Raw genomic sequence first — 16,373 nt, forward strand, 5'->3', positions numbered from 1 at the left:
GGTTGCCCCGCGTCGCCGCACGGGAGCAGTGTCGGAGACGCCCACCATCAGCGCGCTCTCGGGAGGGAACATGCGCACTCGAAGGGTCGTCTCCGGCATCGCCTCGGCCGTCCTGGCCGCCGCCATCACGATGGTCGCCACCGGCGGGGAGGGCGCCACCGGCGCCGCGCCGCCCGCGAAGCCGCCCCGGATCGCCGGCCACTTCAAGCAGGTCGTGGTGATCTACCAGGAGAACCACAGCTTCGACAACCTGTACGGCGCGTGGGGCGACGTCGGCGGCGAGCACGTCGACGGCACTGCTGACGCACCGGCGGCCCGGACCCTCCAGGTGGCCCAGGACGGGTCGACGTACGCCTGCCTGCGGCAGAACGACGTCAACCTGACCTCCCCGCCACTCACCTCGATCTGCTCGGACCCGGCCCACGGCACCCCGGCGAGCGCGTTCAGCAACGACCCGTTCACGATCGACGACCACATCGCGCCGACCGACACGACCTGCCCCAAGCCACCGGGTGCCTCCGCGCCGTTCGGCGTGCCGAAGGGCAGCGGCCTCGAGGGGGGCTGCACGCGCGACCTCGTGCACCGCTTCTACCAGGAGCAGTACCAGCTCAACGGCGGGCAGCAGAACCGCTACGTCACCGGCTCCGACGCCGTCGGGCTCACGATGGGCACCTACGACACGACGAAGCTTCCGGTCTACCGCTACCTGCACCGCAAGGGCGCCCCGAAGTACGTCGTCGCCGACCGGTTCTTCCAGGGCGCGTTCGGCGGGTCCTTCCTCAACCACCAGTGGCTGATCGCCGGTCGGGCGCCGCTCGACCCGACGGCCGGCACTCCCGGGCACACCCAGTACTCGAAGGTCGACACGAACGGCATGCCGACCAGCTACCCGCAGTACACCGCCACAGGAGCGGTCGCCGACAACGCCCTCACGGTCGCCTGCCCGGACGGCAACCCGGCCGACTACCAGCACGCCTGCGGGAACTTCGCCGTGAACACGGTGCAGCCGGCCAGCCCGCCGGCCCGACCCGGACAGGTGAGCATCCCGCTCATCGACGACGACGCCTACCCGAACATCGGCGACCGGCTCAGCGACGCCGGGATCTCGTGGAACTGGTACTCCGGCGGCTGGGACGACGCCGTCGCCGGCAACCCCGGCGCGCTGTTCCAGTACCACCACCAGCCGTTCAACTACTTCGCCGACTACGCCCCCGGCCAGCCCGGCCGGGCCCACCTCCAGGACGAGGACGACTTCTTCGACGCGGCCGAGGCCGGCACCCTGCCCACGGTCAGCTTCGTGAAGCCGTACGGCGCGGAGAACGAGCACCCCGGGTACGCCTCGGCCGCCGACGGCAGCAGCCACCTCGTGCGGCTGCTCGATGCGATCCTCACCGGGCCGCAGGCCGGCAACACGCTGGTGATCGTGACCTACGACGAGTTCGGGGGCCAGTGGGACCACGTGCCCCCGCCCGGGCAGGGCGACTCGCCCGGCGCGCACGACGCGTTCGGGCCGGGCACCCGGATCCCGGCCCTGCTCCTGGCCCGGTCGTTCACCCGCTCCGGCGTCGACCACACGGTCCTCGACACGACGTCGATCATCGCGACGCTGGAGCGCTCGTTCGGGCTGGCACCCGTGGGCATCCGCGACACGGCGGTCAACGACCTGACCAGCGCGATCCGGATCGGCCGCGGCAAGCACTAGGGCCGACGCGCCGGTACGGCGTGTCGCACGTCCTGGTCGTTCCGGCACCACCCCCCGGACACCGTCGACGGCGAGACGACGACGTACTGCGTGGGGTTCGCGCACCGCATGGCCGACGGGTGACGCATGGCCGGCCCGGCAGTTGGGCCGGCAGATGGGTCAGGGAACCTGACCGACCTGCCGGAGCAGCTCGTCGAACGGCACCGACTCGTCCAGCTCGAGTCCGGTCCCGTCGAGGCCGGCCGGTCGGGCAGCGGGCCTGACCGCCGGACGCCCCGCGACCAGCGCCGCGAGCTCGGCCCCGGCGCGGTCGATCCGCTCGGTCAGCCTGCCGTCCGTGGTGTCACCGAAGTCGCCGGACGCCGCGAACACCGCGGTCGGGACCACGATCGTCTTGAGGTGGGCGAACAGCGGCCGCATCGCGTGCTCGAGCACGAGCGAGTGCCGGGCGGTGCCGGCGGTCGCGCCCAGCAGCACCGGCCGCCCCTCCAGCAGGCCCGGCTCGAGGACGTCGAAGAACAGCTTGAACAGCCCGCTGTACGACGCCTGGAAGACCGGCGAGACGACCACGAGCGCGTCCGCCCGGCGTACCTTCTCGACCGCGGCCGCGAGGTCACCGGACGGGAACCCGGTGAGCACCGCGTCGGCCAGCGGCCGCGCCAGCGGACGCAGCTCGATCACGTCGACCAGGACGTCCTCGCCGCCGTCCCGGAGCGCGCCGGCCGCGGCCTCGGACAGCCGGTCGGCGAGCAGCCGGGTGCTGGACGGGACGCTGGTGCCGCCCGAGACGACCACGATCCGGCGGGTCATCGACCGGCCTCGACGGTGTCGTCGATCGTGTCGTCACCGGTCAGGTCGGCCTGCGCAGCCTGCTCGGCGTCGGTCAGCGCGGCCACCCGGGCCGCGTGGGTCGGCGCCTCCGGCACGTGGGCCGGCTTCAGCGCGGCGAACTCCTTGCGGAGCACCGGGACGACCTCCTCACCGAGGATGTCGAGCTGCTCGAGCACCGTCTTCAGCGGCAGGCCGGCGTGGTCCATGAGGAACAGCTGGCGCTGGTAGTCGCCGACGTACTCGCGGAACCCGAGCGTGCGCTCGATGACCTGCTGCGGCGAGCCCACGGTGAGCGGGGTCTGCGCCGTGAAGTCCTCCAGTGACGGGCCGTGCCCGTACACCGGGGCGTTGTCGAAGTACGGCCGGAACTCCCGGACCGCGTCCTGGCTGTTCTTGCGCATGAACACCTGGCCGCCGAGCCCGACGATCGCCTGGTCGGCCGAGCCGTGGCCGTAGTGCTCGAACCGGCGGCGGTAGAGCGAGACCATCGCCTCGGTGTGCGCGGCCGGCCAGAAGATGTGGTTGGCGAAGAACCCGTCGCCGTAGTACGCCGCCTGCTCGGCGATCTCGGGCGTGCGGATCGAGCCGTGCCACACGAACGGGGGTACGCCGTCGAGCGGACGCGGGGTGGCGGTGAAGCCCTGGAGCGGAGTGCGGAAGCGCCCCTCCCAGTTCACGACGTCCTCGCGCCACAGCCGGTGCAGCAGGGCGTAGTTCTCGACCGCGAGCGCGACGCCCTCCCGGATGTCCTTGCCGAACCACGGGTAGACCGGGCCGGTGTTGCCGCGACCCATCATCAGGTCCATCCGGCCCTCGGTGAGGTGCTGGAGCGTGGCGTAGTCCTCGGCGATCCGCACCGGGTCGGTGGTGGTGATCAGCGTGGTCGAGGTGCTGAGGATGATCCGCTCGGTCTGCGCGGCGATGTAGGCCATGGTGGTGGTCGGCGACGAGGCCACGAACGGCGGGTTGTGGTGCTGCCCGACGGCCACCACGTCCAGGCCGACCTCGTCGGCCTTCTTGGCGATGGTGACGGTGTTGCTGATCCGCTCGTGCTCGGTCGGCGTCCTCCCCGTGGTCGGGTCCTCGGTGACGTCACCGACTGTGAAGATGCCGAACTGCATCGTGCCCTCCCTGGGAGCCGTGGGGGTTATGGTTGAAACTGCAATCACACCGCTCAACCGCACCGGCCCCCACGGTATTCCGTCCGGGCCTCACCCGGGACGGGCGACCACGACCACGTTCGACAGGTAGCGCTCGCCGTCCCAGTCCGCGCAGGTCACGAGCACGAGCTGGCCGGGCCCCCGCTGGCCGAACAGGGTCTCGGCACGCTCGGCCACCGTGCCTTTGGTGAAGGTGCGCACCGACCGGACGGCGTACCGGAGCTCGCCCCGCGTGGTGGTCACCGTGAGCCGGTCGCCCGGGCGGAGGTCGGCCAGGTGGTCGAGCGCGCCGCCCCCGGCGTGCACCGTGTGGCCGGCGACCAGGGCGGTGCCGCGCGGGTCGCCCGGGCGGGCGCCGGCCGCCCACCAGCCGAGCACCGCGGGGTTCGACGGTGGCACCAGCAGGCCGCCGACCGTCCGCACGGGGCGCACGTCGGCCCGGACGTCGAGCGACGGCACCGTGATCTCGACCGGCGCTCCGGCGCGCGTGGGCGCGGGCGCCGCTGTGGGCAGAGCGTCGGGTACGTCGCCCGGGGCTGCCGGGCTTCCGCCCGCCGGGCCCGGCGCGTGCGCACGCGCCGGGCTGTCGGTCCCCCCGGCGCCCGGCTGGGCGTGCCAGGAGATCCCGCCGAGCACGACGAGCAGCAGGCCGAGGACCGCGAGCGGCCAGGGGTGGCGACCGGATCCGGTCGCCACCCCTGCCTTCGCCGTCACCTGCGCCGGGCCACCGCGACCTGGCGGCGCCGTACGAGCACGGCGCCACCGGCCAGGCCACCTCCGAGGGCGACCAGCAGCAGCGGCACGGACGATGCGGTCGTGTCGTCACTCCGGGCGAGCCCGGCCTCGACCACCGTCGGCACCTCGGGGCCGGACGGGGGCGAGCCCTGCGGCGTCCCGGGACCGATCACCAGCGTGGGCGGCAGGCCCGGGCCCGAGGGGTACGCCGGCTCCGGCGGTCCGGCCGCCGGCGGGTGCTCCTCGGGGGGCGTCTGTCCCGGCGGGGTCTCCCCCGGCGGCTGCTCCCCCGGCGGCTGCTCCCCCGGCGGCTGCTCCCCCGGCGGCTGCTCCCCCGGCGGCTGCTCCCCCGGCGGCTGCTCCCCCGGCGGCTGCTCCCCCGGCGGCTGCTCCCCCGGCGGCTGCTCCCCCGGCGGCTGCTCCCCCGGCGGCTGCTCCCCCGGCGGCTGCTCCCCCGGCGGCTGCTCCCCCGGCGGCTGCTCCCCCGGCGGCTGCTCCCCCGGCGGCTGCTCCCCCGGCGGCTGCTCCCCCGGCGGCTGCTCCCCCGGCGGCTGCTCCCCCGGCGGCTGCTCCCCCGGCGGCTGCTCCCCCGGCGGCTGCTCCCCCGGCGGCTGCTCCCCCGGCGGCTGCTCCCCCGGCGGCTGCTCCCCCGGCGGCTGCTCCCCCGGCGGCTGCTCCCCCGGCGGCTGCTCCCCCGGCGGCTGCTCCCCCGGCGGCTGCTCCCCCGGCGGCTGCTCCCCCGGCGGCTGCTCCCCCGGCGGCTGCTCCCCCGGCGGCTGCTCCCCCGGCGGCTGCTCCCCCGGCGGCTGCTCCCCCGGCGGCTGCTCCCCCGGCGGCTGCTCGGGAGGCAGGTCGCAGCCGCGGACCCAGAAGACCTTCTGCTTGGTGTCGTTGCCGCGTGAGCGCGGCGTGTGCACGGTCAGCCGGACGTGGTAGCCCTGCTTCGGGTGAGCCGCGCCCGCGAACGAGAGCGTGTAGACCGCGACGGCGTCCAAGCCCGTGCCGGTGCCGGCACCGCTCTGCGGGTCACCGCCGACGAGCACCCGGGACGGCCCGTCGACGTCCATTCCCACGTCCCCGGTCGGCGCGTGCGGCGTGAACGCGACCTGCGAGACCACGTCGCTGCCGCCGTCGAAGCCGTACCACTCGACCTGGAACGTGCACCCGACGTGCGGGTGGTTGTCCGGGATCCGGTCGACCGTGCCTGCCGGCGCGATCTTCACGGTCCCGTTGTTGCCACCGCCGGCACCCTTGCCGCCGGGCGCCGTCGGGCGGCTGTGGGCCTTGCGGCCCTTCGGCGCCGGCCGGAACCGGTCGGCGTGCTGCCGGCCGGTCCGGCGCTGCTCGTCCTGCGTGCGGGCCTCCCGGCCCTTCCCCTTGGTCCCGGACCCGTTCCCGCGGCCCTTGTCCAGGCCGTGTGACCGTCCGTTCGTCGTGCTGCTGCGTTCGACGCCATGACCGTTCCCGTTGCCCGGGTCCGCGGCGGCGGGCAGGACCCCCGTCGACCACGATGCGACCGCGACCACCGCGGTCAGGGCAAGCGAACGCCTGGCATCCAGATGCCGAAGCATGTGAAACCCCCGAACGCGCCGGGCTGGCCCGGCGCTCTCGATCCCCCCGAGAACCGCACTCTGCGGTGCAGACACCCTGCTCAACGACCGGTATCCGGATAGGTCACGGATCAGGCGAGCGGCGCCTTCAACGACACCCGTACGTCGTGCCGGTCGCCGGCCACGTCGACCTGCCAGGCCCCGGAGTCCAGCCACGCCCGGGTGACCGGCTCGTCGTGCCGGACGTAGGCCAGCCCGACCGCGGCCCGGACCGTGGCGCCCCACGCGGCGCTGGTCACCTGCCCGGCCGGGGTCCCGTCCCGCAGCACCAGCTCGCCGCCCCAGAGCATCGGGTCCGGGTCGTCGAGCACGAACGAGACCAGGCGGCGGCGCGGGCCGGGCGAGCGCAGCCGCTCGCGGTGCTCCTCGAGCGCCGCCCGCCCCAGGAACGGCTTGTCGCCGGAGAGCGCGGTCGCGAACACCAGGCCGGCCTCGACCGGGGTGTAGTCGGGGGTCAGGTCGCGGCCGAACGCCCGGTAGCCCTTCTCCAGGCGCAGCGCCTCGATCGCGTAGTAGCCCGCGTCCACCAGGCCGTGCTCACTCCCGGTCGCGTGCAGCAGCGCGTGCACGCCGGTGGCGAATTCGACCGGCACCATCAGCTCCCAGCCCAGCTCCCCGACGTACGTCATCCGCGTGGCCCGGACCGTGGCCGGGCCCAGCCCGAGCTCCCGGCTGGTCGCGAACGGGAACGCCTCCTCGGACAGGTCCGCGTCCGTGAGCGGCCGGAGCAGGTCGCGGGAGCGGGGACCCATCACGCCGAGCACGGCGAACTGGGTGGTCACGTCGCGGACCCGGGCGTCGCAGCCGTCGGGCAGGTGGCGGCGGATCAGGTCCTGGTCGCGGACCGTGGTCGCCGAGCTGCTGACCAGCAGGAACTCCTGCTCGGCCACGCGGGTGACGGTGAGGTCCGACTCGTAGGCGCCGCGGGCGTTCAGCAGCGGGGTGTAGACCGCGCGCCCGGGCTCGACGTCCACGTCGTTGGCGCACACCCACTGGAGTGCCTCGAGCGCGCCCGGTCCGTCGACGACGTACTTCGAGAACGAGGTCTGGTCGAACACCGCCACCGCCTCGCGGGTGGCGCGGTGCTCCGCCGCGACCCACGGCACCCACGACGGCCGGGTCCAGGAGTACGTCAGCTCGGTGGACTCCCCCGGCGGCGCGAAGAAGTTCGGCCGCTCCCAGCCCATCTTCGAGCCGAAGCTCGAGCCCGCAGCGGCCAGTCGGTCGTGCAGCGGAGAGCACCGGAACGGCCGGGCAGTGCTCATCTCCTGGTTCGGCCAGGGCACCGCGTAGTGCAGGCCGAGCACCTCGGAGACCCGCGCCCGCAGCCAGCGGTTGTTGCCCTGGAAGGCGCCGAACCGGCGGATGTCCACCGCCACCAGGTCCGAGGTCGGCTCTCCCGCGACCACCCACTCCGCCAGGGCGCGTCCGGCGCCGCCCGCGGAGGCGATGCCCACCGAGTTGAAGCCGGCGCCGACGAAGTAGCCGCGCAGGCCGGGCGCCTCCCCCATCACGAACTGGTTGTCCGGGGTGAACGACTCGGGGCCGTTGTAGAACTTCCGGATCCCGGTCTCCGCCAGCGCCGGCACCCGGCGTACGGCCTCGTCCATGAGCACGGCGAAGTGGTCCCAGTCCTCCTCGAGCAGCTGGAACTCGAACGGGTACGGCAGGTCGTCGGGGCTGCGCCAGGGCTTGGCCTCGGGCTCGAAGCCGCCGACCACGAGGCCGCCGACCTCCTCCTTGAAGTAGGTGTAGCCGTCCGGGTCCCGCAGCAGCGGCAGGTCGGGGTGCACGCCGTCGATCCCCTCGGTGACCACGTAGAAGTGCTCGGCGGAGTGCAGCGGCACGGTGACGCCGAGGGGGTCGGCGAGCGCCTTGGCCCACTGGCCGGCGCAGTTGACCACCACCTCGGCCTCGACGGTCCCGGCGTCGGTGCGCACGCCGGTCACCCGCCGGCCGAACGGGCCCTCCGTGACGTCGACGCCGAGCACCCGCACGCGCTCCACCACCCGGGCACCGCCGGCCCGGGCGCCGCGGGCCAGCGCCATGGTGAGGTCGGTCGGGTTGACCTTGCCGTCGCCGGGGAGCCAGAGCGCGCCGCGCAGGTCCTCGACCTGCATGACCGGCCATGCCTCCAGCGCCTCCTCGGGGCTGAGCAGCGCGCACTCCATGTCGTACGCCGCCGCGTTGGCCGCCGTACGCCGGAGCTGGACCAGGCGGTCCTCGGTGCGGGCCACGATCACGCCGCCCACCTGCTTGTAGCCGGTCGCCTGCCCGGTCTCCTCCTCCAGGCGGGCGTAGAGCTCCGCGGAGTACTGCACCAGCCGGGTGCCGCTCTCGGTCGCCCGCAGCGGGCCGACCAGCCCGGCGGCGTGCCAGGTGGTGCCGCACGACAGCGTGCCCTGCTCCAGCAGCAGCACGTCGGTCCAGCCGTTCCGGACGAGGTGGTAGGCGGTCGAGGTCCCGATCACGCCGCCGCCGATGATCACCGCGCGGGCCCGGTCGGGCAGGGTCACGCCGGAGCGGGACGGCTCAGTCGTCACGCACGACCTCCTCGAGAAGTCGTTCGAAGCGGGGGGAGGTGAAGGTCGCGGCCGCCTTGTCGAACCGCTCCTGCCCCCACGAGTCGAAGTCGAAGTCGAGGCTGCTGGCCGAGGCCTGGATGGCGCCCCACAGCGACCAGCCGTACTCCGAGACCAGCGACTGGAGCCGGACCCGGGCGCGCAGGTGACGCAGCGGCTCGCCGAAGTACGCCGCCACCAGGGCATCGACGGTGTCCTCGTCGAGGTCGCACTCGGTGGCGGTGTTGCCGAGCTCGAAGCAGGCGTCGTTGTTGCCGGAGTACTCGTAGTCGATCAGCCAGATCCGCTCGCCGTCGTCGACGAAGTTGCCCGCCAGCAGGTCGTTGTTGCAGGGCACGGTCGGCGTGGCGCGGACCGCGAGCGCCCGGCGTACCCGCTGGAAGGAGTCGTCGAAGCCGGCGTAACCGTCGAAGAGGCGGTAGCCGCGCTCCCGCACGGTCGCGAGGTACGTCGCCTGGCGCCGGAACATGTCGAAGTCGCCGGTGAAGCGCGGTCCCGCGTGGAGCCGGCGGCAGGCGTCCGCGGCCCGGGCCAGGACCGCGGGGTCGGAGAACGAGTCGTTGTCGAGGGTGGTGCCGGTGAGGAAGCCGATCACCAGGCAGCCGAGGTCCGGGTGGTAGCTCACCACCGGAGCCCCGACGCCCGCCTCGGCGGCCGCTCCCGTGTTGTCGTGCTCGGCGTCGCGGTCGATCCCCAGCAGGGCCGCGTCGCCCCGGAACACCCGGACCACGTAGTCGCCCTCCGGTGTGGTGACGTGGAGGTTCTGGTTGGTCAGTCCGCCGGGGAGCTCCGCGACCGCGCGGGAACGGCCCTGCAAGACCGGGATCCGGTCCAGCAGGGCCGCCACCTCGTCCGCGAGCGGCACCCGTCGCCGTCAGTCGCCGAACGCCTCGACGACGGCCTCGTCGATCGTGTGCTTCGGGCCGGTGAACCACTTCTTCGCCGACACGTTCCACCAGATGACCAGCAGGAGCAGGGCACCCAGCGTCACGATCGGCGCGTAGTTCACGAACTTCCACTCGAACTCGTCGCGGAACGGGTTCGCCGCCGGCGTGGTCGGCATCATCAGGTAGACCGACACGATCAGGATCTCGGCGACCGCGATCGGGTTCATCCACTTGTACTTCGCGCCGTTGTTCCACGAGCCGACGTCGAACTTGTCGCCGTGCCGCCAGCGCAGCCAGATCGGGATCGCGAACGCCAGGTAGAGGCCGATCACCGCGATCGAGGTGACCGCGTAGAACGCCAGCGGCACCGGCGTGCCGTTGACGTCGACCTCGATCAGCGCCGGCAGGCTCAGGACCGCCGAGGCGACCCCGACCATGACCACGGCGTTGGCCGGGACCCGGGACGCGGTGAGCTTCTGCAGCGTCTTCGAGCCCGGGATCGCGCCGTCCCGGCTGAAAGCGAACGTCATCCGCGACGCCGACGTCATGCAGGACGTGGCGCAGAAGAACTGCGCGGACGCCGAGATGAACAGCACGAACGTCGCCCAGTTCTTCCCCAGCGCCTCGAGGAAGATCGGCTGGACGCCCAGGCCGGCCAGCGCGTTGTCCGGCTGCCCGTCCGCGGTGTCCGGGATCGCGAACACCACGCACAGCAGCAGGACGTAGCCGCCGAGCACGGAGTAGAGGATCGAGCGCCAGATGCCCTTGGCCGCCGCCGTCGACGCCGCGCCGGTCTCCTCGGACAGGTGGGCCGAGGCGTCGAAGCCGGTGATGGTGTACTGCGTGAGCAGGAAGCCGAACGGCACGATCGCGAACCAGAACGCGACGCTGGTGGTGCTGCCGTCGGCGTACCCGGAGTTGTTGAAGCGCTCCGTGAACACGTAGCTGAAGCTCTGGTGCTGGTCGGGGACCAGGATCAGCACGACCACGATGGCCGCGGCACCCACGACGTGCCACCACACCGACACGTTGTTCATGATCGCCATGAGGTGGCCGCTGAAGATGTTGAGCACCGAGACCAGCGCCAGGACGATCACGAAGATGATGAACACCCGGGTCAGCGAGTAGTCCGCCGCGAACGACTCGGAGTAGGTGCTGATGGTCAGGTCGATGAACGTGGCGCACCCGTAGGACACACCGGCCGTCACCGCGACCAGGCCGATCAGGTTCAGCCAGCCGGTGAAGAAGCCGGCCGCCGGACCGCCGAGCTTGGAGGCCCACCAGTAGATCCCGCCCGAGGTGGGGTACGCCGAGACCAGCTCGGACATGGTGAAGCCGATGATCAGGATGAACAGGCCGAGGATCGGCCACGACCACGAGATCGAGATCGGGCCGCCGTTGTTGAAGCCGGCACCGAAGTTGGTGAAGCAGCCGGCGAGGATGGAGATGATCGAGAACGAGATAGCGAAGTTGGAGAATCCGGACCACGACCGGTTGAGCTCCTGCTTGTACCCGAGCTTGGCAAGGTGCTTCTCGTCGTCGGTGAGGTGCGGGACTTCGTGCTCTTCTACGTGTTCGTGTCCTTCGGGCATGTGGCACCTTCTCGGGATGCGGAGCAGCGATTGGTTGGAGGCTAGACCCGCCCGGATCGGCTTGTGAAGATGCGCGCCGAAATTGGTATGAACTCCGACCATTGACAGCCCAACGGGGTCGCCCGAGGATGACTCACGTGATCCCTTCCCCGGACGACGCGCACGACCTCACCCGCGCCGTGCTCCGTCCCGCCCGGGGCTACCACGCGTTCGAGGCGTGCGTGGAACAGCTGGCGACCACGATCCGGCTGGGGGTCTACCCGCGCGGGACGACCTTGCCGCCCGAGCGTGAGCTGGCCACCCGGCTCAACGTGTCGCGCTCGACGCTGCGCGAGGCGATGGCGGCACTGCGCCAGGCCGGACTGGTCGAGACCAGGCGCGGCCGTGGCGGGGGCACCGTGGTCACGCTCAAGCCGCGCACGCCGTCCGCCCGGGCCGCCTCCCGGCTCACCGCGGCCCAGCGCCAGGACTGGCTGGACGCCCTGGAGTTCCGCCGCATCGTCGAGCCGGGCGCCGCCGAGCTCGCTGCCGGCCAGCGCCTCGGCGACACCGGTCGGGCCCAGCTCGAAGCGGCCCACGCGGACGTGGTGGCAGCACGCAAGCCCGCGCAGCACCGGCAGGCCGACTCCCGGTTCCACCTCACCGTGGCCACGCTCACCGGGTCGCCGCGGGTGATCGAGGCGGTGACCTCGGTCCAGGCGACCCTGCACGAGATGCTGCTGGCGATCCCGGTCCTGGAGGCGAACATCGGACACTCGGACCGGCAGCACGCCGCGCTGGTCCGGGCCATCCTGGCCGGCGACCAGGAACGCGCCGGGCGCGTGATGACCGAGCACTGCGACGACACCGCCGCGCTGCTGCGCGGCCTGGTGGGCTGACCCACCGACCGACCGACCGGACAGGCGACAGAGGGAGACACCGTGGCACCGCGCAACGACCGGCACCTGACCAGGGAGGAGCTCGTCTCCCTCATAGAGACGGGTGAGATCGACACCGTCATCGTCGCCTTCACCGACATGCAGGGCCGGCTCCAGGGCAAGCGGCTGCACGGGAGGTACTTCGTCGACGTGGTGCTGCACCACGGCACCGAGGGCTGCAACTACCTCCTCGCCGTCGACGTGGAGATGAACACTGTCGACGGCTACGCGATCTCCTCGTGGGACAAGGGCTACGGCGACATGGAGTTCGTCCTCGACGAGGACACCATCCGGCTGCTCACCCACCTCCCCGGCACCGCGATGGTGCAGTGCGACCTGGTCTGGCCCGACCACTCCCCCGTGCTGCAGTCGCCCCGCGCCATGCTCCAGCAACAGCTCGACCGGGTGGCCGCGCGCGACTGGGTGGCGCTGGCCGGCACCGAGCTGGAGTTCATCGCCTTCGACACGTCGTACGAGGACGCCTCGGACCTCGGCTACCGCGACCTCACGCCGGTCAACCAGTACAACGTCGACTACTCGATCCTCGGCACCTCGCGAGCCGAGCCGCTGCTGCGCGACATCCGCAACCACATGTACGCGGCCGGGATGGACGTGGAGGGCGCCAAGGGCGAGTGCAACTTCGGCCAGCACGAGGTCGGGTTCCTCTACAACGAGGCACTGGTGACCGCGGACAACCACGCGGTCTACAAGAACGCCGCCAAGGAGATCGCCGCCCAGCAGGGCCGCTCGATCACGTTCATGGCGAAGTACAACCAGCGCGAGGGCAGCTCCTGCCACATCCACCTGTCGCTGCGCGGCCGCGACGGCGACCTGGTGTTCTGGGACGACGACGCGGGCGAGCGGACTCCGCTCTACGACCAGTTCGTGGCGGGTGTGCTGGCGACCACCGCCGACTTCACGCTCCTCTACGCCCCGAACATCAACTCCTACAAGCGGTTCGCGGACGGCTCGTTCGCACCGACCACCATCGCCTGGGGGCTCGACAACCGCACCTGCGCGGTGCGGCTGGTCGGCCGGGGGGCCGGGGCCCGCATGGAGAACCGGGTGCCCGGGGCGGACGTCAACCCCTACCTCGCGCTCACCGCCATGCTGGCCGGCGGCCTGCACGGCATCGAGAACGAGCTTCCGCTCGAGGACGAGCTGGTCGGCAACGCCTACCACTCCGGCAAGGCCAAGGTGCCGCACACGATGCGCGAGGCACGTGACCGGTTCCACTCCTCGGAGGTGGCCCGGGCGGCCCTCGGTGACGACGTGGTCGACCACTACGTCAACATGGCCGACGTCGAGCTCGCGGCGTACGACTCCACGGTCACCGACTGGGAGCTGCGCCGCGGCTTCGAGCGACTCTGACCCACCCTCCCCCGGCACCTTCCCTGGAGCACCGTCCATGACCGACACGTACACCGTGATCAACCCGGCGACGGCCACCCCCGTCACCGACGTCCCGCTCGCGGACGTCGCCGCCACCGACGCCGCGATCGAGGCCGCGCACGCAGCGTTCCTGCGCTGGCGCACGATGGCCCCCGGCGACCGGGCCAATGTCCTGCGCCGGTTCGCCGCCGTGGTCGACGCGCACGTCGACGAGCTGGCCGAGCTCGAGGTCCGCAACGCCGGCCACACCTGGGGCAACGCCAGCTGGGAGGCCGGCAACGTCCGGGACTGCCTCAACTACTACTCCGCCGCGCCCGAGCGGCTCTTCGGCCGCCAGATCCCGGTTGCGGGCGGCGTCGACATCACCTTCCACGAGCCGCTCGGCGTGGTCGGCGTGATCGTGCCGTGGAACTTCCCGATGCCGATCGCCGGCTGGGGCTTCGCGCCCGCGCTGGCCGCCGGCAACGCGGTCGTGCTCAAGCCGGCCGAGCTGACCCCGCTCACCGCGGTCCGGATCGGCGAGCTCGCGCTCGAGGCCGGGCTCCCCGAGCACGTGCTCACGATCATCCCCGGCAAGGGCTCGGTGGTCGGCGAGCGCTTCGTCACCCACCCGCTGGTCCGCAAGGTCTGCTTCACCGGGTCCACCGAGGTCGGGAAGCGGATCATGGCCGGCTGCGCCGAGCAGGTGAAGCGGGTGACCCTGGAGCTCGGCGGCAAGTCCGCGAACATCGTGTTCGCCGACGCCGACCTGGCTGCGGCGGCCGCCAGCGCGCCGTACGCCGTCTTCGACAACGCCGGCCAGGACTGCTGCGCGCGCTCGCGGATCCTCGTCGAGCGCTCGGCGTACGACGAGTTCCTGTCGCTGATGGAGCCGGCGGTGACCGGGATGCGGGTGCTGGACCCGTCCGACGAGTCCAGCGAGATGGGGCCGCTGATCTCGGCGCAGCAGAAGGACGCCGTGGAGGGCTACCTCGCCGACGTCGACGTGGCCTTCGCGGGCTCGACGCCGGGGGGCGACGGCTTCTGGGTGCCGCCGAGCGTGGTGCTCTCCGAGGACCCGCAGGAGCGGATCTGGCGCGAGGAGGTGTTCGGCCCGGTGGTCGCGGTGATGCCGTTCGACGACGAGGCGGACGCGGTGGCGCGCGCCAACGACACGGAGTACGGCCTCTCGGGGTCGATCTTCACCTCCGACCTCGGTCGCGGGCTCCGGGTGGCCCGCGCCGTCGAGGCCGGGAACCTCAGCGTGAACTCACACTCGTCGGTGCGCTACTGGACGCCGTTCGGCGGCTACAAGCAGTCCGGCCTCGGCCGCGAGCTCGGCCCGGACGCGCCGAACGCGTTCACCGAGGAGAAGAACGTCTACATCGCCCACTGACCCTTCGCCGCTGGTTGAGGAGGTCGCGCTGCGACCGTCTCGAAACCGAGGCAACCAGAAAGGACCCGCACATGGCAGGACGCATCCAGGGCAAGGTCGCCGTGGTCACCGGGGGCTGCTCCGGCATCGGGCTGGCGACCGTGCAGCGGTTCGTCGAGGAGGGCGCGAAGGTCGTCATCGGCGACATCGACGAGGAGCGCGGGCATGCGCTGGTCGGCCAGCTCGGCGGCACCGACATCGCGACGTTCGTGCAGGTCGACGTCACCGACAAGGAGCAGGTCGAGGCGCTGTTCCGCACCGCGAAGGACACCTACGGCTCGGTCGACATCGCCTTCAACAACGCCGGCATCTCGCCGCCGGAGGACGACTCGATCCTCGACACCGACCTCGACGCGTGGCGGCGGGTGCAGGAGGTCAACCTCACCAGCGTCTACCTGTGCTGCAAGGCGGCCCTCCCCCACATGCTCGAGCAGCGCAGCGGGTCGATCATCAACACCGCATCGTTCGTCGCCGTGATGGGCGCGGCCACCTCGCAGATCTCCTACTCCGCCTCCAAGGGCGGCGTGTTGTCGATGAGTCGCGAGCTCGGTGTCCAGTTCGCGCGCGACGGCGTGCGGGTCAACGCGCTCTGCCCGGGCCCGGTGAACACGCCGCTGCTCCAGGAGCTGTTCGCCAAGGACCCCGAGCGGGCTGCCCGCCGGCTCGTGCACGTGCCCATGGGCCGGTTCGCGGAGCCGGAGGAGATGGCCAACGCCGTGCTGTTCCTCGCCTCCGACGAGTCCAGCTTCATCACCGCCAACACCTTCCTGGTCGACGGCGGCATCTCCGGCGCCTACGTCACACCGCTGTGAGCGCTCCCGTCATCGGCCTGACCACCTACCGCGAGGACGCGGCCTGGGGGGTCTGGCAGCAGACCGCCGACGTGCTGCCGCACGCCTACGCGCTGGCCGTCGAGGCCACCGGTGGGGTGCCGGTGCTGCTGCCCCCGGTGACCCAGGTCGGTGCCGCGGACGCCCTGATGGCGCGGCTGGACGGGCTGGTGATCAGCGGCGGCGCCGACGTCGACCCCGACCGGTACGGCGCCGAGCCGCACCCGCAGACCAGCAACTGGCGGCCGGACCGGGACGCGTGGGAGGTGGCGCTGCTCGACGCGGCCGAGGCCGCCGGGCTGCCGGTGCTCGGCGTCTGCCGGGGCATGCAGCTCATGGCCGTCCACGCGGGCGGGCACCTGCACCAGCACACGCCCGACCTGGTGGACCACGAGGAGCACAGCCCCGGCGGCGACGTGTTCGGCGATATCGAGGTGGACACGGTCCCCGGGACCCGCCTGTCCGCGCTGGTCGGCGACCGGCTGACCGTGAGCTGCCACCACCACCAGTCGGTGGACCGGTTCCCCGGGTTCGTCGCGTCCGCGCGGGCCGCGGACGGCACCCTGGAGGCGATGGAGGCCCCGGGTGACCGATTCTGCCTGGCCGTGCAGTGGCACCCGGAGACCGCCGCCGACGTGGGGCTGCTGGCCGGGCTCGTGCGGGCGGCGTCCGAGTTCGCGGCCGCCCGGCGCGCACCCGCCGACGCCTGACAGACTGCGGG

13 protein-coding genes are annotated in these 16,373 nt (G+C 72.4%); 6 read left to right on the forward strand and 7 right to left on the reverse strand.

What is annotated here, in order from left to right:
• Positions 1-70: 70 nt before the first annotated feature.
• The gene (locus tag EKO23_RS05420) at positions 71-1,702 is read left to right on the forward strand and encodes a phospholipase C (protein ID WP_134714885.1); all 1,632 of its coding nucleotides are present in this window, start codon (positions 71-73) and stop codon (positions 1,700-1,702) included.
• 159 nt (positions 1,703-1,861) lie between these two features.
• Here the strand turns inward: EKO23_RS05420 and EKO23_RS05425 are convergent, their stop codons facing one another.
• From EKO23_RS05425 to EKO23_RS05455, 7 genes are all read right to left on the reverse strand, one after another.
• Entirely contained in the window at positions 1,862-2,512 is a 651-nt protein-coding gene (locus tag EKO23_RS05425; RefSeq protein ID WP_134714887.1) for an FMN reductase, read from the reverse strand.
• Positions 2,509-3,654: an LLM class flavin-dependent oxidoreductase gene (locus EKO23_RS05430; RefSeq protein WP_134714889.1), complete on the reverse strand. Its 1,146-nt coding sequence runs from the start codon at positions 3,652-3,654 to the stop codon at positions 2,509-2,511. The genes EKO23_RS05425 and EKO23_RS05430 overlap by 4 nt, the downstream gene beginning before the upstream one ends.
• A 90-nt stretch (positions 3,655-3,744) precedes the next feature.
• Entirely contained in the window at positions 3,745-4,389 is a 645-nt protein-coding gene (locus EKO23_RS05435) for a class F sortase (protein WP_246050917.1), read from the reverse strand.
• 14 nt (positions 4,390-4,403) lie between these two features.
• Positions 4,404-5,999 carry a hypothetical protein gene (locus EKO23_RS25665; RefSeq protein WP_175582662.1) on the reverse strand — a complete coding sequence of 532 codons (1,596 nt, stop codon included), beginning with the start codon at positions 5,997-5,999 and terminating at the stop codon, positions 4,404-4,406.
• A 110-nt stretch (positions 6,000-6,109) separates the two neighbouring features.
• Positions 6,110-8,581: a GcvT family protein gene (locus EKO23_RS05445; protein WP_217702487.1), complete on the reverse strand. Its 2,472-nt coding sequence runs from the start codon at positions 8,579-8,581 to the stop codon at positions 6,110-6,112.
• A complete protein-coding gene (locus EKO23_RS05450; protein ID WP_134714891.1) occupies positions 8,571-9,485 on the reverse strand; it encodes a phosphotransferase in 915 nt (304 codons plus the stop codon). Before EKO23_RS05450 ends, EKO23_RS05445 begins: the two co-directional genes overlap by 11 nt.
• 9 nt (positions 9,486-9,494) lie before the next feature.
• Positions 9,495-11,099, reverse strand: coding sequence for an amino acid permease (locus EKO23_RS05455; protein ID WP_134714893.1), 1,605 nt, complete (start codon positions 11,097-11,099; stop codon positions 9,495-9,497).
• A 128-nt stretch (positions 11,100-11,227) separates the two neighbouring features.
• Here EKO23_RS05455 and EKO23_RS05460 point away from each other — a divergent pair, with 128 nt between their 5' ends.
• The 5 genes from EKO23_RS05460 (at position 11,228) to EKO23_RS05480 (ending at position 16,362) form a co-directional block, all read left to right on the forward strand.
• The gene (locus tag EKO23_RS05460; RefSeq protein ID WP_134714895.1) at positions 11,228-11,977 is read left to right on the forward strand and encodes a FadR/GntR family transcriptional regulator; all 750 of its coding nucleotides are present in this window, start codon (positions 11,228-11,230) and stop codon (positions 11,975-11,977) included.
• Positions 11,978-12,019: 42 nt separating this feature from the next.
• The gene (locus tag EKO23_RS05465) at positions 12,020-13,387 is read left to right on the forward strand and encodes a glutamine synthetase family protein (protein WP_134714897.1); all 1,368 of its coding nucleotides are present in this window, start codon (positions 12,020-12,022) and stop codon (positions 13,385-13,387) included.
• Between the two features lie 37 nt (positions 13,388-13,424).
• Positions 13,425-14,783 (forward strand): aldehyde dehydrogenase family protein, encoded by a 1,359-nt coding sequence (locus EKO23_RS05470; protein ID WP_134714899.1) that lies wholly within the window; start codon positions 13,425-13,427, stop codon positions 14,781-14,783.
• A gap of 71 nt (positions 14,784-14,854) precedes the next feature.
• A complete protein-coding gene (locus EKO23_RS05475) occupies positions 14,855-15,634 on the forward strand; it encodes a 3-oxoacyl-ACP reductase (protein WP_134714901.1) in 780 nt (259 codons plus the stop codon).
• The gene (locus EKO23_RS05480; protein WP_134714903.1) at positions 15,631-16,362 is read left to right on the forward strand and encodes a gamma-glutamyl-gamma-aminobutyrate hydrolase family protein; all 732 of its coding nucleotides are present in this window, start codon (positions 15,631-15,633) and stop codon (positions 16,360-16,362) included. Before EKO23_RS05475 ends, EKO23_RS05480 begins: the two co-directional genes overlap by 4 nt.
• Positions 16,363-16,373 lie beyond the last annotated feature (11 nt).

This window comes from Nocardioides guangzhouensis (assembly GCF_004519545.1).
Classification (GTDB): Bacteria; Actinomycetota; Actinomycetes; order Propionibacteriales; family Nocardioidaceae; genus Nocardioides; species Nocardioides guangzhouensis.

What these genes read in the sequence shown, in the direction of transcription:
- EKO23_RS05420 (WP_134714885.1), top strand. Translation starts at nt 71, where the DNA reads ATGCGCACTCGAAGGGTCGTCTCCGGCATCGCCTCGGCCGTCCTGGCC.
- EKO23_RS05425 (WP_134714887.1), bottom strand. Translation starts at nt 2,512, where the DNA reads ATGACCCGCCGGATCGTGGTCGTCTCGGGCGGCACCAGCGTCCCGTCC.
- EKO23_RS05430 (WP_134714889.1), bottom strand. Translation starts at nt 3,654, where the DNA reads ATGCAGTTCGGCATCTTCACAGTCGGTGACGTCACCGAGGACCCGACC.
- EKO23_RS25665 (WP_175582662.1), bottom strand. Translation starts at nt 5,999, where the DNA reads ATGCTTCGGCATCTGGATGCCAGGCGTTCGCTTGCCCTGACCGCGGTG.
- EKO23_RS05455 (WP_134714893.1), bottom strand. Translation starts at nt 11,099, where the DNA reads ATGCCCGAAGGACACGAACACGTAGAAGAGCACGAAGTCCCGCACCTC.
- EKO23_RS05460 (WP_134714895.1), top strand. Translation starts at nt 11,228, where the DNA reads ATGACTCACGTGATCCCTTCCCCGGACGACGCGCACGACCTCACCCGC.
- EKO23_RS05470 (WP_134714899.1), top strand. Translation starts at nt 13,425, where the DNA reads ATGACCGACACGTACACCGTGATCAACCCGGCGACGGCCACCCCCGTC.
- EKO23_RS05475 (WP_134714901.1), top strand. Translation starts at nt 14,855, where the DNA reads ATGGCAGGACGCATCCAGGGCAAGGTCGCCGTGGTCACCGGGGGCTGC.